This is a genomic window from Pseudomonas sp. GW822-FHT02E03 (assembly GCF_058802325.1).
Map to the genome: position 1 here is coordinate 1 of NZ_JBXAOA010000010.1, position 25006 is coordinate 25006.

At 59.7% G+C, this 25006-nt stretch carries 21 protein-coding genes and 1 tRNA gene; 15 read left to right on the plus strand and 7 right to left on the minus strand.

What is annotated here, in order from left to right:
- Nucleotides 1–104: 104 nt before the first annotated feature.
- On the minus strand, nt 105–962 hold the full coding sequence (locus AC1RQB_RS10065; RefSeq protein ID WP_063343698.1) for an SDR family oxidoreductase: 858 nt from the start codon (nt 960–962) through the stop codon (nt 105–107).
- A gap of 180 nt (nt 963–1142) precedes the next feature.
- Here AC1RQB_RS10065 and trbK point away from each other — a divergent pair, with 180 nt between their 5' ends.
- The gene (gene trbK / locus AC1RQB_RS10070) at nt 1143–1316 is read left to right on the plus strand and encodes an entry exclusion lipoprotein TrbK (RefSeq protein ID WP_063343699.1); all 174 of its coding nucleotides are present in this window, start codon (nt 1143–1145) and stop codon (nt 1314–1316) included.
- 78 nt (nt 1317–1394) lie between these two features.
- Here the strand turns inward: trbK and AC1RQB_RS10075 are convergent, their stop codons facing one another.
- Nucleotides 1395–2549 carry a MalY/PatB family protein gene (locus tag AC1RQB_RS10075; RefSeq protein ID WP_063343700.1) on the minus strand — a complete coding sequence of 385 codons (1155 nt, stop codon included), beginning with the start codon at nt 2547–2549 and terminating at the stop codon, nt 1395–1397.
- A gap of 306 nt (nt 2550–2855) precedes the next feature.
- Between AC1RQB_RS10075 and fdnG the strand changes: the two genes are divergently transcribed.
- The 4 genes from fdnG to fdhE are packed head-to-tail and all read left to right on the plus strand — an operon-like array spanning nt 2856 to nt 8447.
- Nucleotides 2856–5921: a formate dehydrogenase-N subunit alpha gene (gene fdnG, locus AC1RQB_RS10080; protein ID WP_157893832.1), complete on the plus strand. Its 3066-nt coding sequence runs from the start codon at nt 2856–2858 to the stop codon at nt 5919–5921.
- Nucleotides 5922–6866, plus strand: a complete 945-nt coding sequence (gene fdxH / locus AC1RQB_RS10085) for a formate dehydrogenase subunit beta (RefSeq protein ID WP_007902318.1) — start codon at nt 5922–5924, stop codon at nt 6864–6866. It abuts the gene before it with no gap.
- Nucleotides 6863–7516 carry a formate dehydrogenase subunit gamma gene (locus AC1RQB_RS10090; protein ID WP_008072171.1) on the plus strand — a complete coding sequence of 218 codons (654 nt, stop codon included), beginning with the start codon at nt 6863–6865 and terminating at the stop codon, nt 7514–7516. The genes fdxH and AC1RQB_RS10090 overlap by 4 nt, the downstream gene beginning before the upstream one ends.
- A 4-nt stretch (nt 7517–7520) precedes the next feature.
- Nucleotides 7521–8447 carry a formate dehydrogenase accessory protein FdhE gene (gene fdhE / locus AC1RQB_RS10095; protein ID WP_063343702.1) on the plus strand — a complete coding sequence of 309 codons (927 nt, stop codon included), beginning with the start codon at nt 7521–7523 and terminating at the stop codon, nt 8445–8447.
- 140 nt (nt 8448–8587) lie between these two features.
- On the opposite strand, the gene AC1RQB_RS10100 is transcribed toward fdhE, so the two are convergent.
- On the minus strand, nt 8588–8950 hold the full coding sequence (locus AC1RQB_RS10100) for a DUF6124 family protein (protein ID WP_063343703.1): 363 nt from the start codon (nt 8948–8950) through the stop codon (nt 8588–8590).
- A 566-nt stretch (nt 8951–9516) separates the two neighbouring features.
- Between AC1RQB_RS10100 and selA the strand changes: the two genes are divergently transcribed.
- From selA to AC1RQB_RS10115, 3 genes are all read left to right on the plus strand, one after another.
- Nucleotides 9517–10947, plus strand: coding sequence for an L-seryl-tRNA(Sec) selenium transferase (selA, locus tag AC1RQB_RS10105; protein ID WP_063343704.1), 1431 nt, complete (start codon nt 9517–9519; stop codon nt 10945–10947).
- Nucleotides 10944–12863 (plus strand): selenocysteine-specific translation elongation factor, encoded by a 1920-nt coding sequence (selB, locus tag AC1RQB_RS10110; protein ID WP_063343705.1) that lies wholly within the window; start codon nt 10944–10946, stop codon nt 12861–12863. Before selA ends, selB begins: the two co-directional genes overlap by 4 nt.
- Nucleotides 12864–12869: 6 nt before the next feature.
- A tRNA-Sec gene (locus AC1RQB_RS10115) sits at nt 12870–12965 on the plus strand.
- Nucleotides 12966–12998: 33 nt separating this feature from the next.
- Here the strand turns inward: AC1RQB_RS10115 and AC1RQB_RS10120 are convergent.
- Both AC1RQB_RS10120 and AC1RQB_RS10125 read right to left on the minus strand, forming a co-directional pair.
- On the minus strand, nt 12999–13685 hold the full coding sequence (locus AC1RQB_RS10120) for a glutathione S-transferase family protein (protein WP_238543573.1): 687 nt from the start codon (nt 13683–13685) through the stop codon (nt 12999–13001).
- Nucleotides 13686–13754: 69 nt separating this feature from the next.
- Nucleotides 13755–14501, minus strand: a complete 747-nt coding sequence (locus AC1RQB_RS10125) for an SDR family oxidoreductase (protein WP_008072177.1) — start codon at nt 14499–14501, stop codon at nt 13755–13757.
- A gap of 134 nt (nt 14502–14635) precedes the next feature.
- On the opposite strand from AC1RQB_RS10125, the gene AC1RQB_RS10130 reads away from it, so the two are divergent.
- A complete protein-coding gene (locus tag AC1RQB_RS10130; RefSeq protein WP_008072178.1) occupies nt 14636–15523 on the plus strand; it encodes a LysR family transcriptional regulator in 888 nt (295 codons plus the stop codon).
- Nucleotides 15524–15748: 225 nt separating this feature from the next.
- On the opposite strand, the gene AC1RQB_RS10135 is transcribed toward AC1RQB_RS10130, so the two are convergent.
- Complete coding sequence (locus tag AC1RQB_RS10135; RefSeq protein WP_063343706.1) at nt 15749–16621, minus strand: class I SAM-dependent methyltransferase; 873 nt, start codon at nt 16619–16621, stop codon at nt 15749–15751.
- A gap of 159 nt (nt 16622–16780) precedes the next feature.
- Nucleotides 16781–17674, minus strand: a complete 894-nt coding sequence (locus AC1RQB_RS10140; RefSeq protein ID WP_008072180.1) for an NAD(P)/FAD-dependent oxidoreductase — start codon at nt 17672–17674, stop codon at nt 16781–16783.
- Nucleotides 17675–17780: 106 nt separating this feature from the next.
- On the opposite strand from AC1RQB_RS10140, the gene AC1RQB_RS10145 reads away from it, so the two are divergent.
- The 6 genes from AC1RQB_RS10145 to AC1RQB_RS10170 all read left to right on the plus strand — a co-directional run bounded on the left by AC1RQB_RS10145 (nt 17781) and on the right by AC1RQB_RS10170 (nt 24932).
- The gene (locus AC1RQB_RS10145; protein ID WP_008011833.1) at nt 17781–18410 is read left to right on the plus strand and encodes a TetR/AcrR family transcriptional regulator; all 630 of its coding nucleotides are present in this window, start codon (nt 17781–17783) and stop codon (nt 18408–18410) included.
- 1045 nt (nt 18411–19455) lie between these two features.
- Nucleotides 19456–20865 (plus strand): circularly permuted type 2 ATP-grasp protein, encoded by a 1410-nt coding sequence (locus AC1RQB_RS10150; RefSeq protein ID WP_007902297.1) that lies wholly within the window; start codon nt 19456–19458, stop codon nt 20863–20865.
- Nucleotides 20866–20868: 3 nt separating this feature from the next.
- Nucleotides 20869–21819, plus strand: a complete 951-nt coding sequence (locus AC1RQB_RS10155; RefSeq protein ID WP_007902296.1) for an alpha-E domain-containing protein — start codon at nt 20869–20871, stop codon at nt 21817–21819.
- On the plus strand, nt 21816–22613 hold the full coding sequence (locus AC1RQB_RS10160) for a transglutaminase family protein (protein WP_063343707.1): 798 nt from the start codon (nt 21816–21818) through the stop codon (nt 22611–22613). The genes AC1RQB_RS10155 and AC1RQB_RS10160 overlap by 4 nt, the downstream gene beginning before the upstream one ends.
- Before the next feature lie 80 nt (nt 22614–22693).
- Nucleotides 22694–23431: a proteasome-type protease gene (locus AC1RQB_RS10165; RefSeq protein WP_008072182.1), complete on the plus strand. Its 738-nt coding sequence runs from the start codon at nt 22694–22696 to the stop codon at nt 23429–23431.
- A 193-nt stretch (nt 23432–23624) separates the two neighbouring features.
- Nucleotides 23625–24932: a dicarboxylate/amino acid:cation symporter gene (locus tag AC1RQB_RS10170; protein WP_063343708.1), complete on the plus strand. Its 1308-nt coding sequence runs from the start codon at nt 23625–23627 to the stop codon at nt 24930–24932.
- The last annotated feature ends 74 nt before the right edge of the window (nt 24933–25006 follow it).

Here is a 25006-nt window from a genome sequence, read left to right on the forward strand (position 1 = left end):
CCCCCCCCCCCCCCCCCCCCCCCCCCCCCCCCCCCCCCCCCCCCCCCCCCCCCCCCCCCACCCCTGGCTCCTACAGGGGCCGAATGCAGTCTGTGCCAGTTGCGTCAAAGCATCGGTTTGCCGCCGGTGACGCCATACCGTTGCCCGGTGATGTAGCTGGCTTCATCCGAGGCCAGCAGCACATAGATCGGCGCGACTTCCACCGGTTGACCGGGACGGCCGAGCGGGGTTTGCGCGCCGAAGTTTTGCACGTCTTCCTCGGGCATGGTCGAGACGATCAGCGGCGTCCAGATCGGCCCCGGCGCCACGCTGTTCACCCGGATGTTCTTTGGTCCCAGCATCTGCGCCAGGCCGGCGGAAAAGTTGGCAATCGCGCCCTTGGTGGTCGCGTAGGCCAGCAATGTCGGCTTGGGCATGTCGGAGTTGACCGAACTGGTGTTGATGATCGAACTGCCGGGCTTCATGTGTTTCAGCGCCGCCTGACAGAGCCTGAACATGGCCGTGATGTTCACATCGAAGGTCATCACCCATTCTTCGTCCGGGATGTCTTCGAGGTTTTCGTGGGTCATCTGGAATGCAGCGTTGTTGACCAGAATGTCGATTCGGCCAAAGCGCTCGATCGTTTTGTCCACCAGCGCCTGGCAGTGTGCTTTCTGCGCCACATCGCCCGGAAGCAGCAGGCTTTGACGACCTGCCTGTTCGACCCAGCGTGCGGTTTCCTGCGCGTCTTCGGTTTCATTCAGGTAGGCAATCGCTACATCCGCGCCTTCCCGGGCGAAAGCAATCGCCACTGCACGGCCGATGCCGCTGTCGGCTCCGGTGATCAGGGCGATCTTGCCCTCCAGCCGACCCGAACCTTTGTAGCTTTGCTCGCCACAATCCGGGTAAGGGTCCATTTTCGTTTGAACCCCGGGGACTGGCTGGCTTTGTTTCGGGAAGGGTGGTTTTGGATAGTCAGTCATCGGGAAATCTCCTCTGTTCAAGGCAAAAGACCATGGCATTGGGTTGACCCCGGTCTTTTGTCTTGAGTTCGGTTGGACTTGCGACGGGTTTAGCGCCGAGGAAAGTTCGCTGTTCCTGCATACACTCAACTCATGAGTTAGGCTCAATGCGATGCAAGAAAACTCGGTGAGGAGTTGCTCATGAACACTCAATCGCTAATTGCACTGGCACTGTCGTTGGCATGTCTCGCTGGCTGCGAAAACAAATACGATGTGAACGAGAAAAATTGCGAGCCGAAAAACTTCATGAAGCTGCCGGACGATCAGAAGCGGGAAGCCTTCATCAAGGCTTGCCTGGAGCGCATAACGCCTTGAACAGTATTCGATGCTGCGCCTATCGCCCATAAAAAACCCGATGCGCAGGCATCGGGTTTTCGGTGTCAACCTGGGGCGTCAGGCTTGGCGGTTACGCAAACTACGCTCCATCCGCGCGATCCCTTCTTCCAGCAGCGCCCGTGGGCAGCCGAAGTTCAGACGCACGAACTGCCGGGCGTGATCGCCGAAGTCCAGCCCGGCGCTCAGCCCGACCTTGGCCTGTTCAAGGAAAAACTGCTGCGGGTTATCCAGCCCCAGCGCCGTGCAGTCGAGCCACGCCAGGTAAGTGCCCTGAGGGATGTTCATGGTCACACCCGGCAACCGCGTACGAACCGCTTCCACCAGATAATCCCGATTGCTTTGCAGGTAGGCCATGAGCTCGGTCAGCCACGGGCCGCCTTCGCGGTAGGCGACGCGGGTGGCTTCCAGGCCCAGCGGGTTGACGCTGTCGACCATGCCGCAGCGGGCGTTGTTGACCCGATGACGCAGTGCCGCGTCCTGAATGATCATGAACGCAGTCTTCAAACCGGCGATGTTGTAAGCCTTGCTCGCCGACATCAGGGTGATGGTGCGCTTGGCGATCTGCGGGCTGAGCGAGGCGGTCGGAATGTGTACGCGCCCATCGAAGCACAGCTCGGAGTGGATCTCGTCGGAGATGATCCAGGCGTCCTGCTCCAGGCAAATGTCGGCGACCGTTTGCAGTTCCTCACGCGGGAAGACCTTGCCCAGCGGGTTATGCGGGTTGCTCAGCAGCAGCGCGCCGCCCCCTTGCAGCGCTTCGCGCAAGGCATCGAGTGGCGTGGCATACGTGCCATCGGCCAACGCGTCGAAATCCAGTTCGACCTTGTTCAGCTGCCAGTGGCCCGGCGCATGGCGCAGTGGCGGGTAGTTTGGTGTTTGCACGACCACGTTCTGCTGCGGCTGAACCAGCGCGTTCAGGGCCATGTTGAACCCCGACTCGATACCCGGCAGGAATATCAGCTCCTGAGGTTGCACGCGCCAGGCGTACTTGCTCCACAGGTCGGCGACGATGGCGTCACGCAAGTCATCCTTAGCCACGCTGTAACCGAGCATCGGGTGTTCCAGGCGTTTTTGCAGCGCCTGAATGATCGCTGGCGGCGCGGCAAAGTCCATGTCGGCGACCCACATCGGCAACACGTCGGCCGGGTAGCGGCTCCATTTGGTACTGCCGGTGCCATGGCGGTCGAACACCTGATCAAAATCGAAAGTCATGCTCAGTCTCATAAAAGGCAGGGGTTAATCCGGGGGCCATGATAGCGCCAAACCCTGTGGGAGCGAGCCTGCTCGCGATGAGGGCTCACATTCAATATCGATGTCGCCTGACACTCCGCCATCGCGAGCAGGCTCGCTCCCACAACTGTGTGCCTGCTGGCTTGCGGCTACCCGGCTGTCGGTTTTCACACAGCACAAAACAGCATTGTCTACAGTTTAAAGTGGCGGTAGTTTCGTTGCCGTCACCGTGATCGTCCAGAAAAACCCGGCCAATGCACCGGGTTTCCACCTGATCAGGAGTGCACGATGGACCTCAACCGTCGTCAGTTCTTCAAGGTCGCTGGTCTCGGCCTTGCGGGCTCAAGCCTGGGCGCGCTGGGCATGGCCCCGACGCCCGCTTTCGCCGAACAAGTGCGTCATTTCAAGCTCGCCCATACCCATGAAACCCGCAACACCTGCCCGTACTGCTCGGTCGGTTGCGGCTTGATCATGTACAGCCAGGGCGACAACGCGAAGAATGTCGCCCAGAGCATCATCCACATCGAAGGCGATGCCGACCACCCCGTCAATCGCGGCACCCTCTGCCCCAAAGGCGCAGGCCTGCTCGATTTCATTCACAGCCCCAGCCGTCTCCAGTACCCGCAGGTGCGCAAGCCCGGCACCACGGAATGGACGCGAATCTCCTGGGATGAAGCGCTGGATCGCATCGCCGACCTGATGAAGGCCGACCGCGACGCCCACTTCATCGAGAAGAACGCCCAGGGGCAAACGGTGAACCGCTGGCTGACCACCGGGTTCCTCGCGGCGTCGGCGTCGTCCAACGAAGCGGGTTACATCACCCACAAGGTGATTCGCAGTCTCGGCATGCTGGGGTTTGATAACCAGGCACGTGTCTGACATGGCCCGACGGTGGCAAGTCTTGCCCCGACGTATGGCCGTGGTGCCATGACCAACCACTGGACCGATATCGCCAACGCGAATCTGGTTCTGGTGATGGGTGGCAACGCCGCAGAAGCGCACCCATGCGGTTTCAAATGGGTGACCGAAGCCAAAGCCCACAACAAGGCGCGGCTGATTGTGGTCGACCCTCGTTTCACCCGTACCGCCTCGGTGGCCGACTATTACGCGCCGATCCGCACCGGCACCGACATTGCCTTCATGGGCGGGCTGATCAATTACCTGCTGACCGAAGACAAGATCCAGCACGAATACGTGCGCGCCTATACGGACGTGTCGTTCATCGTCAAGGCCAACTACGGTTTCGAGGACGGCTTGTTCAGCGGTTACGACGCGAGCAAGCGCATCTATACCGACAAGTCTGGCTGGGGCTATGAAATCGGCGAGGACGGTTTCGCCAAAGTCGACCCGACCCTGCAAGACCCACGCTGCGTCTACCAATTAATGAAGCAGCATTACAGCCGCTACACCCTGGAGCTGGCCAGTCAGGTCTGCGGCATGCCCGTGGACGCGATGAAGAAAATCTGGGAGGAGATCGCCACCTGCTCGCAACCGGGCAAAACCATGACGATTCTCTACGCCCTGGGTTGGACCCAACACTCGATTGGCTCGCAGATGATCCGCAGCGCGGCCATGGTCCAACTGCTGTTGGGCAACGTCGGCATGCCGGGCGGGGGCGTCAATGCCTTGCGCGGGCACTCCAACATCCAGGGCCTGACCGACCTGGGCTTGCTGTCCAACCTGCTGCCCGGTTACCTGACCCTGCCGGCCGAGGCCGAACAGGATTACAACGCCTACATCGCCAAACGTGCACTCAAGCCGTTGCGCCCTGGGCAGATGTCTTACTGGCAGAACTACGGCAAGTTCCACGTCAGCCTGATGAAAGCCTGGTACGGCGCCAATGCCACCGCCGAGAATCACTGGGGCTACGACTGGCTGCCCAAGCTGGACATCCCCGGCTACGACATCCTGAAAATGTTCGACATGATGGGTAAGGGCGAGGTCAATGGCTACATGTGCCAGGGCTTCAACCCGATCGCCGCGTTGCCGGACAAGAACCGTGTAATGAAGGCGCTGGCCAAGCTCAAGTGGCTGGTGGTGATGGACCCACTGGCCACCGAAACCTCGGAGTTCTGGCGCAATGTCGGGCCTTATAACGATGTGCAAACGGCCGAGATCCAGACCGAAGTCATCCGTCTGCCCACCACCTGTTTCGCCGAAGAAAACGGTTCGCTGGTCAACAGCGGTCGCTGGCTGCAATGGCATTGGAAGGGTGCCGATGGCCCGGGGCAGGCGCGCACGGACGTGAAGATCATGGCCGAGTTGTTCTTGCGCCTGCGCAAGCGTTATCAGGCCAACGGCGGTGCCTGGGCCGAGCCGATCCTCAAGCTCGACTGGCCCTACAAGATCCCCGATGACCCGACGCCGGAAGAGCTGGCCCGGGAATTCAACGGCTACGCTGTCGCCGATGTCACCGACGCCTCGGGCGCGGTGGTCAAGGCCGGTCAGCAGCTGTCCGGCTTCGGCCAACTCAAGGACGATGGCAGCACGGCATCCGGGTGCTGGATCTTCTGCGGCAGTTGGACCGAGCAGGGCAACAACATGGCCCGGCGTGACAACAGCGATCCTTTCGGTATGAAGCAGAACCTGGGCTGGGCCTGGGCCTGGCCGATGAACCGGCGGATTCTCTACAACCGCGCTTCTTGCGACCCTCAAGGCAAACCGTGGGACGCCAACAAGCGGCTGGTGTGGTGGAACGGCAAGGTCTGGACCGGCACCGACGTGCCTGACTACAAGGCCGATGTGCCGCCGGAAGCCGGGATGAACCCGTTCATCATGAACCCCGAAGGCGTGGCGCGTTTCTTCGCCCTCGACAAGATGAACGAAGGGCCGTTCCCGGAACACTATGAACCGTTCGAGACGCCCATCGGCATCAACCCGATGCACCCCAACAACAAGCAGGCGACCAGCAACCCGGCCGGGCGGATCTTCGATTCCGTCTGGGACACCCTCGGGCAGGCCAAGGACTTCCCTTATGCGGCGACCAGCTACCGGCTGACCGAACACTTCCACTTCTGGACCAAGCATTGCCCGATCAACGCCGTGACCCAGCCCGAGCAATTTGTCGAAATCGGCGAGGTGCTGGCCAAGGAAAAAGGCATTGCTGCCGGTGACCGGGTCCGGGTCAGCTCCAAGCGCGGGCATATCGAAGCGGTGGCGGTGGTGACCAAGCGGATTCGTCCGCTGCAGGTCAACAATCAGGTGGTGCACCAGATCGGAATCCCGTTGCACTGGGGCTTCACTGGCGCTACCCGTCACGGTTACCTGACCAACACCCTGGTGCCGTTCCTCGGCGATGGCAACACACAGACCCCGGAATCCAAGTCATTCCTGGTCAACGTGGAGAAAATCTAAATGGCCAGCCAAGACATCATCGCCCGCTCGGCCACCACCACAGTGCCACCCTCGGTGCGCACGCAAGAGGAAGTGGCCAAGCTGATCGACACCACCAAATGCATCGGCTGCAAGGCCTGCCAGGTCGCCTGCTCGGAATGGAACGAGCTGCGCGACGACGTCGGTCACAACCTCGGCACCTACGACAACCCTCAAGACCTCAGCGCAGATACGTGGACCCTGATGCGCTTCACCGAGCATGAAACCGACGCCGGTAACCTCGAATGGCTGATTCGCAAGGACGGCTGCATGCACTGCGCCGAGCCCGGCTGCCTGGCGGCGTGCCCGAGCCCGGGGGCGATCATCAAGCATGCCAACGGCATCGTCGATTTCGATCAGGACCATTGCATCGGCTGCGGCTATTGCATCACCGGCTGCCCGTTCAACATTCCGCGCATCTCGCAAAAGGACCACAAGGCTTATAAATGCACGTTGTGTTCGGATCGGGTGGCGGTGGGGCTGGAGCCGGCCTGTGTGAAAACCTGCCCGACCGGCGCCATCGTTTTCGGCAGTAAGGAAGACATGAAAGAACACGCCGCCGAACGTATCGTCGACCTCAAGAGTCGCGGTTTCGAAAATGCCGGTTTATATGACCCCGCAGGCGTCGGTGGCACCCACGTCATGTATGTGCTGCACCATGCCGACACGCCCAGGTTGTATGCCGGGTTGCCGGATCACCCGGCGATCAGTCCGCTGGTGGACTTGTGGAAAGGCCTGAGCAAACCCCTGGCGTTGCTGGCCATGGGCGCGGCGGTGCTGGCCGGGTTCTTCCACTACGTGCGCGTCGGGCCACAACTGGTCGAGGAAGACGAACATCCAGTCACCCTCGACCCAGCGGTGCATGAGTTCGATCCATCGGTGCACACCTTTGATCCGACGAAACCCGGCGGGGAGGACAGGCCATGAACGACAAACCAATCCTGCGCTACACCGCCAACCAGCGCACCAATCACTGGCTGGTGGCGATTCTGTTTCTCGCGGCCGCGCTGTCGGGGCTGGCCTTGTTCCACCCGGGACTGTTCTGGCTCAGCAACTTGTTTGGCGGCGGTTCGTGGACGCGCATTCTGCATCCGTACATGGGCGTGGCGATGTTTGTGCTGTTCCTCGGCTTGGTGTTCAGCTTCTGGCGGGCGAATTACTTCAGCGCCAACGACCGGTTGTGGCTCAGGCGCGTCGGAACTGTCATGCGTAACGAAGAGGAGGGCGTGCCGCCGATCGGCAAGTACAACCCGGCGCAGAAGCTGCTGTTCTGGGTGTTGCTGATCTGCATGCTGGTGCTGTTGTTCAGCGGCTTGGTGATCTGGCGTGCCTGGTTCAGCGCGTACTTCGGCATCACCGGTATTCGCTGGGCGATGCTGCTGCATGCGCTGGCGGGTTTCATCCTGGTGCTGAGCATCATCGTCCACGTCTATGCCGGTATCTGGATTCGTGGCTCGGTCCACGCCATGGTGCGTGGCCGGGTCAGCCGCGCTTGGGCGAGAAGACACCATGAGCTCTGGTACCGGGAAGTGACCCGAGACGAGACGCCTGAGCGACCGATCACAAAAAAAGGATGACCCCTTGGCGACGATCCTCGAGCCTGGGCAGATAGAAGCGGCGGCGAGTTCACCGCCGTTTCTGTACCTGCCACCGAACAACCTGTTCACCTTGCGTGCGCTGCGTCTGGAACGCTTGGCCGACGGGCATCCCATGGCGGACTATCTGCGCTTGATCGCGGGGCTGTGCCACGTTCAGCAGAACCTGATGGACGATCCGCCCGTGACGACCCTGCCCGATCCCGAACGCCTGCGGGTGTGCATGGAACATGGCTTGCCACCATTCGCCGCCGACAGTCTGGTGCGCGAAACCGTTTGGCTGCCGTATCTCGAAGCCTTGTTGCAACGCTATCAGCCACCGCCACAATCGGCGGTAGAAAACGCCGTGACGACGTTGCGCAGTGCCAACCCGGGGCTGCTCAAAGCGTGGGCGATTGCCTTGGTCAGCGGCCAGTATTCAATGCTGCCGGCAGAGTTGGTGCCGTTCCTCGGTGCAGCGCTGCAAGCGGCCTGGAGCCATTGGCTGTTGAGCACACCCAACCTTGAACTCAAGCGCGGCGACAGCCTCAGCCAATGCCCGGCCTGCGGTTCGCCGGCGATGGCCGGGGTGATTCGTCATCGCGGCAAATACAACGGTTTGCGTTATCTGGTGTGTTCGTTGTGCGCCTGCGAATGGCATGCGGTGCGGGTCAAATGCGTGTACTGCGAACAGAGCAAGGGGCTTCAGTACGTCAGCTTCGAGGATGACCGTCACGCCGCCAATCAGGCACCGTTGCGGGCGGAAGTCTGCCCCGGCTGCAACAGCTACCTGAAATTGATCTACCTGGAAAACGATGCCGAAGCCGAAGCGCTCTCGGCAGACCTGTCCAGCCTGATGCTGGACATGCGCCTGGAGCAGGAAGGCTACCAGCGTCTGTCGCCGAATCTGATGCTGGCACCGGGAGGCGACTGAGCCTGTCCCTACATGATGCCGAGCGCGTAAAGCGATCGCAAAACCGGTGCCTGCGGTAGGTCAGCCTTACCGCGATTACCGGTTTTACGACGGTTGCGCAGCCGAACGAGGGCAAGCCCCTGGCGACAGGACGCCTGTGATTACTTAGGTGGTTCGTGTTTGTCCAGCGCTCGGTTCACCGCCAACTCGCCCTGCATGATGATTTGCGCGATGCCTAGAATGGTATTGCGGTGTGGCCCCTGTATAAGCGCAGCAACATCGTTGAGCATGACGCTGGCCGAAGCCAGTGACTCGCAGGCGTGGGCCAGCAGAGATTCGGTGCCGATCTCTGGGTTGATGATGAACATTTGGCTGGGTTTGTACGGCGTGGCCATGATGTGGGCACTCGGATTGAGGTAGTAATCGAGAGCGCGCTCGGCCGCTTCGTGGAGTTTTTTTGAATCGAGTGATTCATACGGGGATGCCGAATCTGCGGTCGGCGGATTGGGTGTTATTTTGAACATAGTACGGTCTCCATAAAAGGTGGAGCCGTCACCAACTTGCGACTAAACAAGGGGTGGCAGCTGTACGCAGGTTAGTCGACCGGGGAGACGCGAAACCGGCGCACCCGAAGGCGCCCTGCGCACAGCTGCCATCAAGCGCAGGTATAGAAAATACCTGACCATCTGGAGCGCAAATGCGCTTCACGTAACCGCGGGCGACTAAACCCGATCACTGATGAGCAGTGACAGGAACAAAGTTACCGACGGGTCCCAAAGCGCACAAGCCAGCGGATTCTGGCGCACGCGTAGGTAACGACGCAAGGTGTTGTAGCCTTTAGGACGTAACACTGAGTGTCATTAAACACGCCCTCTGCAATGGGTGGATGCACCTCAAAAAAACGAGGAAACCTCTGACAGTTTTTTTGTAGTAGTCGCTGGGAGCGCGGCGTTTAGCAGGGTGTTGCAGTGGGGGCGCTCGCCATCAGCGAGATCATTGCGCGGTGATGGTGATAGTGGGCGGAGAGCATGCCTTTAAAGCTCAGAGGCTACACTCAGACGCGACGGTCACTCGTTTCCGGGAGCCTCTGATGTCCGCAATCTCAGTCAGCCAAGCCTTGCGGCTGCCTTCCATCGACAGCTTGCTGCGCCATCCTGCCTGCCAGGCGTTGGCCGAGCGTTACGGGCGCGATGCGCTGCTGGCCGGTTTGCGGCAACTGCTCGATGATCTGCGCGAGCCGGTTAAAAAGGGTGAACTCAATGCGGTTGAAATCGCCCCCGACGTATTGGCGGGCAGGGCTGGCGAACGTCTGGCGATCCAGCATCGCAGCCAGGTGCGGCGGGTGTTCAACCTGACCGGCACAGTGCTGCACACCAACCTCGGTCGAGCGTTATTGCCAGAGACGGCTATCGAAGCTGTTCAACTCGCCGCCCGCTACCCACTCAATCTGGAATTCGACCTGCACAGCGGCAAGCGCGGTGATCGAGACGACCTGATCGAAGGCCTGATCCGTGAGCTGACTGGCGCCGAAGCGGTGACCGTGGTCAACAACAATGCCGCTGCCGTGTTGCTGACACTCAACAGCCTGGGCGCGCGCAAGGAAGGCATCATTTCCCGTGGCGAGCTGATCGAAATCGGCGGCGCCTTCCGCATTCCCGACATCATGGCCCGCGCCGGAGTGCGGCTCCACGAAGTGGGCACCACCAACCGCACCCATGCCCGCGATTACGAGGCCGCCATCGGTCCGCGCAGTGGTCTGCTGATGCGCGTGCACGCGAGCAATTATTCCATCGAAGGCTTCACCGCCCGGGTGCCGACGGCAGAACTGGCGGAGTTGGCTCACCGCCACGGGCTGCCGCTGCTGGAAGACCTCGGCAGCGGCAGCCTGCTGGACCTGACTCGCTGGGGCCTACCCGCCGAACCGACAGTGCGTCAGGCGCTGCTCGATGGCGCGGACATCGTCACCTTCAGCGGCGACAAACTGCTCGGCGGTCCCCAGGCCGGGTTGATAGTCGGCCGCAAAGACCTGATCGCCAAGATCAAGAAGAACCCGCTCAAGCGTGCACTGCGGGTCGACAAGCTGACCCTCGCCGCGCTCGAAGCGGTGTTGATGCTCTACCGCGATCCGGATCGATTGGCCGAGCGCCTGCCGAGTCTGCGCCTGCTGACCCGCCCCCAAGCCGACATCCTCGCCCTGGCCGAACGCCTGCAACCGTCCCTGGCGCAGGTATTGGGTGACGGCTGGAGCGTCAGCGCGGTGCCGGCGTTAGGCATGATCGGCAGCGGCAGCCAACCGGTGGCTCGTTTACCGAGCGCCGCGTTATGCCTGCGGCCCAACGTTTCCAAACGTCTGCGTGGGCGGCGATTGCTGGGGCTGGAGGCCGCGTTTCGTCGGCTGCCGATTCCCGTGCTCGGTCGCATCGACGATGACGCGCTATGGCTGGATTTGCGCCAACTGGATGACGAAGCCGCATGGCTGGCGCAACTCGATCAACTGCAGGAGGAGGGCCAGGACGAGTGATTGTCGGCACGGCGGGGCACATCGATCACGGTAAAACCTCCTTGCTCCAGGCACTGACCGGCCAGGCAGGCGACCGTCGCCGGGAAGAACGCGAACGCGGCATGACCATCGACCTCGGCTATATCTACGCGGCGCTGGAACCAGGCGCCGCCCTGACCGGTTTTATCGACGTGCCCGGTCATGAGCGCTTCACCCACAACATGCTGGCCGGGGCGCAGGGCATTGATCTGGTGTTGTTGGTGGTAGCGGCTGATGACGGCGTCATGCCGCAGACCCGCGAACATTTGGCGATCGTCGAGTTGCTGGGCATCCCTCGGGCACTTATTGCAATCACCAAATGCGACCGCGTCGACCCTGCTCGTGTGCAAGCCGTCCGTGAACAGATCGAAGCATTGCTCGCATCCGGCCCCTATGCCGACGCACCGCAAATCGCGCTGTCGAGTGTGACCGGCGAGGGTGTCGAGACACTGCGTCAGGCCTTGCTGGATGCGCAACATGAGGTGCTTCAACGCAGCGCCAGCGGCGGTTTCCGCCTGGCGATTGATCGGGCGTTCAGCGTGGCCGGTGCCGGTATCGTGGTGACCGGCACCGCGTTGTCCGGCCAGGTGGCCATGGGCGATACGCTGATGTTGAGTCCGCTGGGTAAACCCGTGCGGGTGCGAGGCCTGCATGCGCAGAATCAGGCGGCCGACATCGCCACGGCCGGGCAGCGAGTCGCGCTGAACCTGAGTGCCGAGCGTCTGGCCCTGGAGCAAATTCACCGGGGCCACTGGCTGTTGGCCGAATGGCTGCATGCGCCGACCCAGCGCCTGGATATCGAGATGACCTTGCTGGCCAGCGAAGCGCGAAGCTTCGAACACTTTCAACCGGTGCACGTGCATCTCGGCACTCAGGACGTAACGGCGCGGGTGGCCTTGCTGGAGGACGCCAGCCTGGCACCGGGGCAGCGAATGTTCGCGCAACTGCTGGTGAACGCGCCGGTGCTGGCGGTGAAGGGCGACCGCTTGATCCTGCGTGATCAAAGCGCCCAACGCACCCTCGGCGGTGGCCGGGTACTCGACCCGTTCGCCCCGGCCCGACACCGCCGCAGCCCCGAACGATTGGCGCAGCTACAAACGCTGGCCACCACCCACAGCCTGGAAGACGCACTGCCGGCGCTGCTGGCCAACAGCGACACCGGGCTTGATCCCCTGCGTCTGGAGCGCCAGTTCAATCGTCTGCGCGATAGCTGGGCATTGCCCGATGATGTGCGCTTGATCGATACGCGGCAGGGGCCGTTGCTGTTCAGCGCTGCCCGCTGGGAAGCCCTGAAAGCGCCGCTGCTGGAACACCTCGCACGCTTTCATCAACTCGAACCGGATCAAATGGGACCGGACAGGGACCGCCTGCGACGCTTCGCCGGCACCGCGCTGGACCGGCCGACCTTTATCAGCCTGCTCGACGAATTACTGGCCAGCGGCGCGATCGTCGCCAGCGGCCCATGGCTGCATTTACCCGATCATCAAGTGCGCTTGAGCGAGGACGACGAGACCCTGTGGCAACAGCTACAACCGCTGTTTGAACAAGCGGGTTTCGATCCGCCATGGGTGCGTGACTTGGCCAAAGTCGCTGGCCGTGAAGAAGCCGCCGTGCGCCTGCTGCTGCGCAAGATGGCGCGACTGGGGTTGCTGCATCAAGTTGTTCGTGACCTGTTCTACACCGACACGCTGCTGCGTCGATTGGCGGCTATGCTGGTGCAACTGGCCAGCGATGACCCGGTGATTCAGGTCGCCGCGTTTCGCGATGCCGTGGGCCTGGGGCGCAAACGCAGCATTCAGATTCTTGAGTACTTCGACCGAATCGGCCTGACCCGACGCTTTGGCGACCGGCGCCACATCCGGCTCGACAATGCACTGGCCCAACAAACAGAAGACTGAGTTCAAGGAAGGCAATCGCGCCCGGTGGCGCGGCCGGGCTTCAAACCCGGTTGGGGACGGCATCCGTTCCCGGGCAGGTTCGACTCCGGCTGCCTTCCGCCATTTCCAACCTTAACGGCGACTGATATTTATGACTCATCTGACTAAAATGGCCTTCACCTCCAGCAGATGTTTGCGTAACCGGTCTGCATAATCCTCGGCGACAGCAGCCTGAACGCTAGCGCGATTGGCCAGTGCATGACGCCACTCGGCAATGCGACCAAGTCCATCAAACAATGAATGACTTTGTTCGAATCCCAGTATGTCGAAGTAGCGAAAAACTGGGGCTACAGCAATATCCACCATACTGAACGTTTCGCCAGCGAAGTACGGCCCCTCCATCTTTTCACCGCCAAGTCTCTCCAGCTTTCCCCTCAGCGCTGAAGACTTACCAAGCGCTGTCTGCTGATCCGTTGCGTTCAAATATCCCCATGCATCAGCAAGCATACCAGTGGCGAATTCGATCCAAGCACGGTGTTGAGCACGGGAAATTGCATCTTTCGGGTGCAAAGCGGGCTCCGGATACACCTGTTCGATGTATTCACAGATAGCCACGCTCTCGAAAAGTACGGTCGCTTCCTCATCGCCTTTTTGCACCATTAGAAGCGGGACTTTGCCCGTTGGCGACATGACCCGAAACCAGTTGGGCCTGTCCTTCAAATCCACATCAACCCGTTGAAATGGAGCCTCTTTTTCGAGGAGTAAAATTGCTACTCGCTGAACAAACGGACAAAGCCCGTGGCTAACAAGCGTGAGCCGTGATTGTGACATTTGAATACCCACTGTTATTTCGACTACACCCGCTTCCGAGCGGGAAGCGGGCTGTATAGAAGTGAAGTTGCGACTAGCCCATTAAAGCGAGCGCCCACCATCAACAATAATTTCCGTTCCGACCGTCCAACGAGACTCGTCCGACGCCAGATACAGAACCGCCTTAGCTACTTCTTCAGGCGTACCGAAACGGCCAAAGGGTATAGTCGCGGCGATATCTTTGTTGACCTGCTCGCGGTAGGCATCGGGGATACCCGCCTTGTCGTACAGCGGCGTGTCGATCGGACCAGGGCTGACCGCATTTACTCGAACACCACGCGGGAGAAGCTCGCTAGAGAGCGTTTTCGACATGTTCAGAAACGCCGCCTTTGTTGCGGCGTAAATGGATGAACGCGCGGCGCCCAGGTGCGCACTGACCGAGGTGTTAAGAACCACCGATGCAGGGTTGGAGAAGACCGGCAGCAGTGCTTGCAGGAGGAAGTAAGGGCCTTTGACATTGATGTCAAAGGAGCGGTCAAACATCTCCTCGTTCCAGTCTTCGATTGGCATCCAGACGGATACGCCAGCATTGAGGAAGGCAACGTCGAGCTGCCCGTAATGAGACTGAACAGCCTGCGCCAGCTCCTTCTGGGCTGCGACACTGGCGGAGTCGGCTCGCAGCACCAGGACTTCGCTACCTAAAATAGCTTGAGCATTTGCCATGGACTCAGGATTAACACCTGTGACGATCACGCGTGCGCCTTCGGCGAGAAATTGCTTGGCGGTCTCCAGACCGATGCCGCTTGTACCGCCAGTGATGAGGGTACGCTTGCCTTGTAAACGGGACATGTAAATTTCCTCTCTTTTGGGGCGGCCAGCCGGACGACTGACCTTCTGAGAGCAACTATGTATTCATGCCAGCGCGCTGATAAGATTGGTAAATAGAATAGATCTCATGCAAAATTTGCATGAAAAGGGGCGTGATGGACCGGTTGTTACTGATGAGCTGTTTTGTACGCGCTGTCGAGACAGGTAGTTTTACTGCTGCGGGACGTGATCTAGGACTAGGGCAACCGAACGTCAGTCGTTACGTCGCGGCTCTTGAAGACCATTTGCAAACCAGGCTGCTTCACCGATCCACACGAAAGCTGATGCTCACGCCCGAGGGTGAACGGTACTACGCAGATGCGCGGCGTATTCTGGACTCAGTGGAACAGTCAGAGTCCTCACTGAGAGGGAACGTAGCGCCGTCTGGGTTACTGCGCGTCGCTTGCCCGACCGCATTGGCTCACACCTTCATCGTACCGCACGTCGCGAGCTTTCTAGGGCGCTATCCCGAACTGTCGCTCGATCTTCAAATCAATGATCGCTACGTCAATTTAGTCGACGAGGGGGCAGAACTCGCGATTCGTATTGGGCACCTGGAGGACAGTGCAATGCGAGCCCGGCCACTAGCGAGGTTCGAGCGTGTGTGCGTTGCCAGCCGTGCGTACCTAGAGAAACGTGGCTCTCCCTCTTCGCCTGATGACCTGAAGGAACACGACTGCCTCATTTATACCCTCCTATCCACTGGAACCAACTGGCGGTTTAAGGATACTGATGTCCCGATCTCCGGACGACTGCGTGTCAACTCGCCTGAGGCGATACGTGAGTACGTCAATGCAGGATTGGGAATCGCGCAGGGGCCTCAATGGCTTTATGAGGAAGGGCTGAGAAGTGGCAATCTTCAATTGCTGCTTAACGAATACGTGGCGCCACCCGTCCCGATCCAAATCGTATACTTAGCGAATCGGCTGCTGCCCCAGCGAGCCATCGTTTTCATGGATTTTATGGCGGATGTTTTTGCTGCATTCCATGAGCGCCCTAAATAGCCTCCTAGCCCACGGCCAGGGTGCGAACGGAGAATCACAGCATGGCGGCCCCTTGGGCGAAAATCGCTGCACACTCACCATTCTTGCTCGTCAACGGGGCTTTAAGTAGTCACACCGGACTGCGGGGCTTGCCTCTCAAAAGTGTCCTGATTTATTGCCAACGCCGATTTGATACATCTCTAAATCAAAGTTGCCCCGCTCTACTGAGCGGGGGCGTCATCCCTGTTAACAGGCGCTAGCTGCCGGATTGCGTGCCATGACGATCCACGCAGCGCCGTCGATCATCACCGACCGCTCGCCGGGGAGGCCTGCGAAGGCGGCGCGAACCGCGGCCGAGGCGTGGGCGCGGATGTCGTCGGGCTGATTAGCGAGCATAAGTGACAGCGGGCCGCCCTCGAACGCCATCCTCACCGCGTCGTCGATCGCCGTGTCCCGCGTCTCGCCTTCGCCGAACGGGATGGAAACATCGAAGGGCGCAATAGTGATATCGGTAAAGCCAGCCTCCGTCAGGATACGTGTCACGCGTCCCCGGTCGCCGAACGAGAATGGTCCGGGCGCTTCGGGATCGGGCGGTGCGGTCGGCGGGACAATGTCCTTGATCGCGCTCATCGGCAGGCGGACCCAATCGTTCTCGGCCACGCCGCGCCAGCAGACAAATGCGACCCGTCCGCCCGGCCGGAGCGCGCGTCGCATATGGGCGAACGCCCCTGTCGGATCGTCGAAAAACATCACTCCGAAACGCGAGAACAGTATGTCGAACGAGCCCTCGGGCAGCTCGACGCTGCTGGCGTCGGCTACCTGGAACTGTGTAGGAGTATCCTCTGGCGCAAGCGCACACGCTCGGCCGATCAACGGTTCAGATATGTCCACACCCAGTACGTGGCCGCCCGAGCCGACGCGGGCGGCCAGAGCCAGACTCGACGCGCCCGCTCCGCAGCCGACGTCCAGCACGCGCTCACCCGTCGCGGGCGCAGCGGCTTCTATCGCGGCCTGGCCGAATACCGCAAACATGGCATCGAGCCGGGCTTGATTGGCGGCCCAGTACTCTCCGCTTTGGCCATTCCAGTCGGCGACCTGATTGGCATTTTGCTCTGTCATGACATCTCCTCGTTTTGATTCGCTCCTAACTAGCTACCTTTGAACTAGGCAAGGGGAGGCTGAACCGATGCCAAGGTGCGCAACGTCTCGACCAAACCCGCCTTTACAATGGCGCGCCCTTCAAAAGCCAGCGACAACCGAAGAAGGGAATCTGTGCTCTCAAACCAGCATCGACTGCTGGGCGAAGATGCCCGCCATCGCGCCTTGCCATGATGCCGTGGTGACCGACGCCATGAGGGGATTGGCGAGATCGCCGGCAGCGTAGACGCCGGGCATACTGGTTTCGCGGCGTTCGTCGACCTTGAGGACGATGCCCAGGGGGGTGTCGATCGTGGCGAGGCCCAGCGATTCATGCAGGCGTGCGGACGGCTTGTTGCGCGGATGCGCGAACAGGATGTCGATCGCAACAGGGGCGCCGGCGTCGAGCCTGACGGTGGTGTTATGGCTCTCTTCATGGTCGATTTCGGTGATCCGGCCATCGACGACAGGGATGCCTCGGCGCGCCAGATCGGTCCGGATGTCGGGTGGAATGTCGTGACCATTGGCGAAGACTGTCAATGTGTCGGTCCAGTCGTGGTATAGCCTGACGTAGTTGTGCGACGGCGGGCCGGACCAGACGAGGCCCCAATCCCGGTCGGCAACTTCAAAGCCGTCACAATAGGGGCAGGGCACGATGGAGGTGCCCCAGCCTTCGGCAAAGCCGGGAACTTCAGGCATCTGGTCGGCGACGCCATAGCTCAGGATCAGGCGGCGCGCCCTGAGGCTTTCGCCATCGCCAGTGAGGATGGAGAAATCGTCAATGGCGCCGGAGATACTCTCGGCTCGGGCAGTGACCAGACTGACCGTAGGGTAGCGCGCCAGTTGCTGCCGCGCCTCGGCAAGAATCTCCAGCGGTGGCTTGTGGTCGTGGCCGAGTAGACCATGCGAGTGGTCGGCGAAGCGATTCCGCGGAAGGCCGGTATCAAGAACGGTGACCTTTCGGCGGGCACGACCAAGCTGCAGGGCGGCGGCAAGACCCGCAAAACTGCCGCCGATGATGATGACGTCATTCATGGTGATAGGCTCCGCGTTGTGGATGAAGGGACATGGGTTTTACTTTTAGGATACTTTTAAGTACCATAATTCTAGAATTAGAATACTGTCAAGTACTGGAATTTTTATGACCGAAAACAGCCAGACCCGGCGCGGCCGGCCGGCCAATGAGGCGCTCAGCCAAACGATCGTCGACGCTGCGGGCGAACTTTTTGTGGAGTTGGGTTTTCAAGCGACGACAATGGACAAGGTCGCCCAGCGGGCAAAAATATCCAAGCTAAGCATCTACCGACACTTCGAGAACAAGGAGGCGCTGTTCAGCGCGGCCATCGCGGCCCACTGCCATCAGTTTGCACCACAGGCCATTATTGAAGGCGTCGACGGTTCGGCTGCGGATCAACTCATGGCGGTGGGAACGTTCCTGCTACGCACGTTGTTGAGCCCGGACGTGCGCAGTGTTGAAGCCATGATCATGGTCGACAAGACGAAGCAAAAGTCGTTGAGCAAGCTCCATTACGAAGCCGGCCCTGCCTATGTCATTGCCCAGATCGAGGCCCTGTTGCGTCAGTTGCACGCGAAGGCGGTGCTGAATGTGCCCGACCCTCTAGAGTCCGCCCGCTTGTTTGCCGCGCTTATCAAAGGGTCCGATCTTCTGATGATCGCCCGCTTCGATGAGGCGAGAGCAGAGGACGACAACGAAATCGAATCCTATTGCCGGTCGGCCGTCGCCATGTTCATTGCCGCGCACGGTGTTTAGTGGATGATTTGAGTGCCTGACCTAAGCCATGGTTAACCATTGTCAATGGCTTCTTTTCCGATACCCATCGCTTCGTTCGTGCGGCGAAACCTCAATGAATAGCTCAATCAACTGACTATCAAGGAAGGTTTGATTAGAGGTGTCCAATGGCAGATAAAAAAATCAGCGCTTTGGACTGTGTACAGTGAGGTTTGAAAATTCAAAAAACAGACGTATCTCACTGCCGCCGAATCGCTGAGCCGGCGCCATGTGATGATTTGCTGGTCGGTGAGACACCGACATCGGTATTAGCCCGTCAAAAATAATGGTTGGCAGCCGTTTGACCGGATAACCGGGCGGCCCGCTCGCAGTCTGTCTCGACCTCTTTCGGCCACGGATCAGGCCCTCTTTGCTCTCTCTTTTTTTTGCCTCACTACTTGGCACTTACGTTCTTCCTGAAATCTTTTGGTGCATTTTTTTGAGCATTAGTAGTGCGTTCGATATTTATCGAGGCGTCGGGTGGGATGCTTTGTATTACAAGGGCAATAAAAATAATGAGTAGAAATTTCCCGGTTATAGGGCAAAAAACGCCCTGGAGTTGCTAATCGCACCATTTTTGCCCGCTCCAGAGTTGTGCAAGTTACAAGTGGGAAAAACGTTTCAGCGGTCGCACCTGTTTCTGTCTCAAAAATGCAATGAAATGTCTCTCTGGTGTCTTTACGGAGGGATTTTTCGTTTTTTATCAGCAGTAACAATACTTGGGCACAGCCCTTGCAAAAGTACTTTCCAACCACCGAAAGTGTGGTTTCCAACGAAAAAAGATAATGGGGAACGTTATAAATGGGGCGCCAGAAATCAAACCGCAGAGGCCGAATCTCTGGCGTCGGGACGCGTCAAGAGATTACCGGAGTCATGAGGAAGTTATTTCCGAATGTGACAGGAAGTTAACGACGCACACTGAGGTGCTCAACAGAAACAGTACTCACTAAAACAACGTAAGGCCTTATTTTATTGAAATAGCAAAGTGATAAGAAAATGCCGTCTGTATCGCGGCAAGGAGTGGGGTATGTCCCGAGCTTTTTTTAACGAAATGTATGATGCGAGTGGTGGCTGCCGCCCACATTACCAGGAGTTCGCGCGTTGGTTGGCGGACACACCTCTGGAGTTGCTGGATCAACGTCGTCGCGAAGCCGACCTGTTGTTCCACCGAGCCGGCATCACCTTCACCTTATACGGGGACGAGCAAGGCACAGAGCGGTTGATTCCGTTCGACATCATTCCGCGCAGCATCACCGCCCGCGAATGGCAAACGGTGGAGCGTGGCTGCATTCAACGGGTCCAGGCATTGAACATGTTCCTGGCCGACATCTACCACGGGCAACGCATTCTCAAGGAGGGCATTATTCCGGCCGAACAGGTGTTGGCCAACGAGGGTTATCAGGTCGCCATGCAGGGCCTGAATCTGCACCGCGGCATCTATGCCCACATCTCCGGGGTCGATCTGGTCCGCGACGGGGATGGCAGTTACTACGTACTGGAAGACAACTTGCGCACCCCCAGCGGTGTGAGCTACATGCTCGAAGACCGCAAGATGATGATGCGCTTGTTCCCCGAACTCTTCGCCGCCCAGCGTGTGGCGCCCATCGATCACTACCCCAATCTGCTGCTGGACACCCTCAAGAGCTCCAGCCCCCTGGACAACCCGACGGCCGTGGTATTGACCCCGGGTCGCTTCAACAGTGCTTACTTCGAACATGCGTTCCTGGCCCGTGAAATGGGCGTGGAACTGGTCGAAGGCGCCGATCTGTTTGTGCGCGACGATCATGTCTACATGCGCACCACCGCCGGCCCGAAACAGGTGGATGTGATCTATCGCCGCCTTGACGATGCCTTCCTCGATCCGCTGTCCTTCAATCCAGACTCCATGCTGGGTGTCCCGGGGCTGGTGGCGGCCTATCGCTCGGGGAACGTGGTCCTGGCCAATGCCATCGGCACCGGTGTGGCCGACGACAAGTCGATCTACCCCTATGTCGACGACATGATCCGCTTCTACCTCAGCGAGGAACCGATCCTCAAGAACGTGCCGACCTGGCAATGTCGCAAACCCGAAGAGCTGTCCCACGTGCTGGCCCATCTTCCCGAGCTGGTGGTCAAGGAAACCCAGGGTTCCGGCGGCTACGGCATGCTGGTTGGGCCGGCCGCCACGGCGGCGGAAATCGAGGACTTCCGCGCGCGTCTCAAGGCACGCCCCGAAGCCTATATCGCCCAACCCACCCTGTGCCTGTCGACGTGCCCGACCTTTGTCGAAAACGGCATCGCTCCACGCCATATTGATCTGCGCCCGTTTGTACTGTCGGGCAGCGAAACCCGTTTGGTGCCCGGTGGCCTGACCCGCGTCGCATTGCGCGAAGGCTCGCTGGTGGTGAACTCGTCTCAGGGCGGCGGCACCAAAGACACTTGGGTAGTGGAGGACTAAGACATGCTTTCAAGAACCGCTTCGGACCTCTACTGGATGTCCCGTTACCTGGAGCGCGCCGAAAACCTGGCGCGCATGCTCGAAGTCAGTTACTCGCTGTCGCTGATGCCCCACGCCGGGCGCACCGATGGCCGCGCCGAGCTGGCGATGTCGCTGCTCGCCGCCGGCACGCTGGACGACTACAACGAACGTTACGGCGAACTCAACACCGAGCGCATGCTGCACTTCTTCGCGCTGGATGAAACCAACCCCGGCAGCATTTATTGCTGCCTGCAGGCCGCTCGGGCCAATGCTCACGCGGTGCGTGGACGCATCACCGCCGACATGTGGGAGAACATCAACGCCACCTGGCTGGAGATGCGCAATATCGCCAGCAATGGCCTGGGTCGCTACGGCATCAGCCATTTCTGCGAGTGGGTCAAGGAGCGCTCGCATCTGTTCCGTGGGGCGACCTCGGGCACGATCATGCGCAACGATGCCTACTGCTTTATCCGCCTGGGTACTTTCCTTGAACGGGCCGACAACACTCTGCGCCTGCTGGATGCGCGCTACGAAATGTTCGGCGAAGAGTCGGAGGAGGTGAGTGACAACTCTGCGCGAGGCTACTACCAGTGGAGCGCCTTGCTGCGCGCCTTGTCGTCCTTCGAAGCCTTCAACGAGATCTACCGTAATGCGCCCGGCGCCGAGCAGGTGTCCGAGATGCTGCTGTTGCGCGGCGATGTGCCGCGTTCGCTGCACGCTTGCATCGAGGAACTGGACCAGATCCTCGCCAGCCTGCCGGGCAACAACGGCCGACCGGCCCAGCGTCTGGCCGCCGAACTGAATGCGCGGCTGCGTTACACCGGGATCGATGAGATTCTCGGCTTCGGTCTGCACCTGTGGCTGACTGATTTCATCTCCCAGGTTCGCCATCTTGGTCAGACCGTGCACGAGTCTTATCTGGAGGTCGTATGAAACTGTCCATACGCCACGACACCACCTACAGCTATGCCGACGAAGTCTGCACCAGCATCCAGTTCCTGCGGCTGACACCGCAGAACAGCGATCGCCAGCGCATCCTCGAATGGCACCTGGAATTGCCGCGCCTGGTCCGCAGCCAGTTCGATCCTTACGGCAACATCCTGCATGTGTTGACGATGGACGAGCCCCACGGAGCTCTGGTGCTGACGGCTTATGGTCAGGTTGAAATCGATCCGGACCGTGAGTTTGAACGCGACAGCCAATCGCCTTTGCCATTTTTGCGCACCAGTCACCTGACAAAACTGGACGATGCCCTGAATGCCTTTACCGTGCAGCACTGCGGTACGCGGCGTGATCGGACGGCGCTGATCGACCTGATGAATGGCCTGGCCGACCACATGGCCTACAACCCGGGTGCGACCACGGTCGATACCACCGCAGCCGAGGCGTTTGCGGGCGGAGGAGGGGTGTGCCAGGACCACACCCACGCCTTCCTTGCGTGTGCCCGCAGCCTGGGGATTCCCGCACGTTATGTCTCTGGCTACCTGTGTACCGAAGATGAAAATCACTTGGCCAGTCATGCCTGGGCCGAAGCGTGGCTCGACGATGGCTGGTACAGCTTCGACGTGACGAATCGGTTGGCCCGGCCCGAACGCCATCTGAAACTGGCGGTGGGTCTGGACTACCTGGACGCCTGTCCGGTACGCGGTATGCGTCGTGGCGGCGGGGCTGAGTCGATGCTGGCTCGGGTACAGGTAACGTCCCTGTTTCAGGTTCAACACCAATAACCCCGAGTCAGTCGCAGCAACTGGCCATACCGTCGTGGAGACGGTATGGCCTCTCATCTCAAATTCACGAGTTAACACGAATGACTTATTGCGTCGCTATGCACCTGGCCGACGGGCTGGTGTTCATCTCCGATTCAAGGACCAATGCCGGTATCGACCAGATTTCAACCTTCCGTAAGCTGTTTATTTTCAGCACGCCTGGAGAGCGGCTGATCGTGCTGCAAACCGCGGGCAACCTGGCCACGTCGCAATCGGTGGTCAACCTGCTCAAGCAACGCGCGAGCGGGTCGGGTACCCATCTGTTGAATGTCCGCACGCTCTATGACGCCACCGTGCTGGTGGCCGAAACCATTCGCGAAGTCGTCGCCCGGGATCGCACCAAGTTGGCGGGCAAGACCGACTTGAGTTGTTCCTTTCTGGTCGGTGGGCAAATCGCGGACGGGCCCATGGACGTGTACAGCATTTACCCGCAAGGCAACTTCATTCAAGCGACGGAGGACACGCCGTTCCTGCAATTGGGTGAAAGCAAATACGGCAGGCCGATCCTGGATCGCAACCTGAAGTTTCGCACCTCACTCGACGAAGGCCTGCGCTGCGGGCTGATCTCGTTCGACTCGACCATGCACAGCAACCTGTCGGTAGGCATGCCGCTGGACCTGCTGGTGTACCGCAAAGACAGTTTTACCCGTGCGAAAAGTTACCGCATCACGGCTGACGACCCGTACTTCAATCGTATCCGTGCGCAGTGGGCTACCGGACTGCAAGACATGCTTGCTGCTCTGCCTGAGCCTCCCGACGTGTACATGATGCCTGCATGACGTAGTCGGCTGAAAACAAAAATAACGATTCACCTCTTGTTCAAGCACCGCCCCGATTCAAGGGCGGTTTGCTTGCTGCCCGGTTCAGCGCACTTGAGCGGATAAAAGTCGTTCAGTGCATGGATCAACCTATTGCGAATGAATCGCTGCCATTGAGGCAATTGGAACTGGGTTAAACCCATGGAGGTGTTTTATGAAGAGCAAATTACCGGCTGCGGCATGGATTCTGATCGCCATGACCCTGGGGATCCTTATCGGTTACATGGTGTTCATCAACTTTCCGGACAAGGAGTCGGCGACCAAAGTAGCGGGGTACATCTCCATTGTCTCGGATGTCTTTTTGCGTCTGATCAAAATGCTGATCGGGCCGCTGGTGTTTTCGACGCTGGTGGTCGGTATCGCGCATATGGGCGATGCCGCGTCGGTCGGGCGCGTATTTGCCAAGGCTCTGGGTTGGTTCGTGACGGCTTCGTTGGTGTCTCTGGTGCTGGGTTTGGTCATGGCCAATCTGCTACAACCTGGCCACAACCTCGGCCTTCCACTGCCCGATATCGGTGCCCACACTAACCTTGCGACGTCAGCCTTCACCCTGAAGGATTTCGTCGTCCACCTGGTACCCAAATCCTTCGCCGAGGCGATGGCCAACAACGAAATCCTGCAGATCGTGGTGTTCTCCATGTTCTTCGGCGTCGCGCTGGCGGCGCTGGGCAAAAAGGCCGAGCGCCTGGTGGGTCTGATCGAAGAGTTGTCCCACGCGATGCTGAAAATCACCGGTTACGTGATGAAGTTGGCACCCATTGCAGTGATGGCCGCCATGGCCGCGACCGTGTCGGTGAACGGGTTGGCAATCCTGTTGAAATTCGCCGTCTTCATGGGCGATTTTTATCTGGGGCTGTTCTTGCTGTGGGGGCTGCTGGTGCTGGCTGGCCTGCTGTTTCTCGGACCGCGGGTGTTCAAGCTCGTGGTGTTGATCAAGGAAGCGTTCCTGCTGTCTTTTGCCACGGCGAGCTCCGAATCGGCGTATCCGAAAATTCTCGAGGCCCTCGATCGCTTTGGTGTAAAGCGCAAGATCTCCAGTTTTGTCATGCCGATGGGGTACTCGTTCAACCTCGACGGCTCGATGATGTACTGCACGTTCGCAGTGCTGTTTATCGCCCAGGCTTACGGCATCGAGTTGTCCATCGGTACCCAGATCACCATGTTGCTGATTCTGATGCTGACCTCCAAGGGCATGGCCGGTGTACCGCGGGCGTCCCTGGTGGTGATTGCCGCGACGCTGAGCCAGTTCAATATTCCCGAGGCCGGGCTGTTACTGATTCTGGGGGTCGATACGTTCCTCGATATGGGGCGCTCGGCAACCAATGCGGTGGGCAACTCCATTGCCACTGCCGTGGTCGCCAAATGGGAAGGCGAACTGATGAGCGAAGAAGAGGCCCAGGCTCACGCCAGAACGCTGGATCTTGAGGACGCGGCGGTATCGGTGGTCCCGGTAAAGGCCTGAAACGCGGGCGTGCAGCCTAATAGAATAATGCCCCTGCGTTTCTGATCTGCTTTTGGTGCCAGCCCCGCGGGACA

Coding starts and splice junctions, on each gene's coding strand:
- AC1RQB_RS10065 (WP_063343698.1), bottom strand. CDS start 962: ATGACTGACTATCCAAAACCACCCTTCCCGAAACAAAGCCAGCCAGTC.
- trbK (WP_063343699.1), top strand. CDS start 1,143: ATGAACACTCAATCGCTAATTGCACTGGCACTGTCGTTGGCATGTCTC.
- AC1RQB_RS10075 (WP_063343700.1), bottom strand. CDS start 2,549: ATGACTTTCGATTTTGATCAGGTGTTCGACCGCCATGGCACCGGCAGT.
- fdxH (WP_007902318.1), top strand. CDS start 5,922: ATGGCCAGCCAAGACATCATCGCCCGCTCGGCCACCACCACAGTGCCA.
- AC1RQB_RS10090 (WP_008072171.1), top strand. CDS start 6,863: ATGAACGACAAACCAATCCTGCGCTACACCGCCAACCAGCGCACCAAT.
- AC1RQB_RS10100 (WP_063343703.1), bottom strand. CDS start 8,950: ATGTTCAAAATAACACCCAATCCGCCGACCGCAGATTCGGCATCCCCG.
- selA (WP_063343704.1), top strand. CDS start 9,517: ATGTCCGCAATCTCAGTCAGCCAAGCCTTGCGGCTGCCTTCCATCGAC.
- AC1RQB_RS10125 (WP_008072177.1), bottom strand. CDS start 14,501: ATGTCCCGTTTACAAGGCAAGCGTACCCTCATCACTGGCGGTACAAGC.
- AC1RQB_RS10130 (WP_008072178.1), top strand. CDS start 14,636: ATGGACCGGTTGTTACTGATGAGCTGTTTTGTACGCGCTGTCGAGACA.
- AC1RQB_RS10135 (WP_063343706.1), bottom strand. CDS start 16,621: ATGACAGAGCAAAATGCCAATCAGGTCGCCGACTGGAATGGCCAAAGC.
- AC1RQB_RS10140 (WP_008072180.1), bottom strand. CDS start 17,674: ATGAATGACGTCATCATCATCGGCGGCAGTTTTGCGGGTCTTGCCGCC.
- AC1RQB_RS10145 (WP_008011833.1), top strand. CDS start 17,781: ATGACCGAAAACAGCCAGACCCGGCGCGGCCGGCCGGCCAATGAGGCG.
- AC1RQB_RS10150 (WP_007902297.1), top strand. CDS start 19,456: ATGTCCCGAGCTTTTTTTAACGAAATGTATGATGCGAGTGGTGGCTGC.
- AC1RQB_RS10155 (WP_007902296.1), top strand. CDS start 20,869: ATGCTTTCAAGAACCGCTTCGGACCTCTACTGGATGTCCCGTTACCTG.
- AC1RQB_RS10160 (WP_063343707.1), top strand. CDS start 21,816: ATGAAACTGTCCATACGCCACGACACCACCTACAGCTATGCCGACGAA.
- AC1RQB_RS10165 (WP_008072182.1), top strand. CDS start 22,694: ATGACTTATTGCGTCGCTATGCACCTGGCCGACGGGCTGGTGTTCATC.
- AC1RQB_RS10170 (WP_063343708.1), top strand. CDS start 23,625: ATGAAGAGCAAATTACCGGCTGCGGCATGGATTCTGATCGCCATGACC.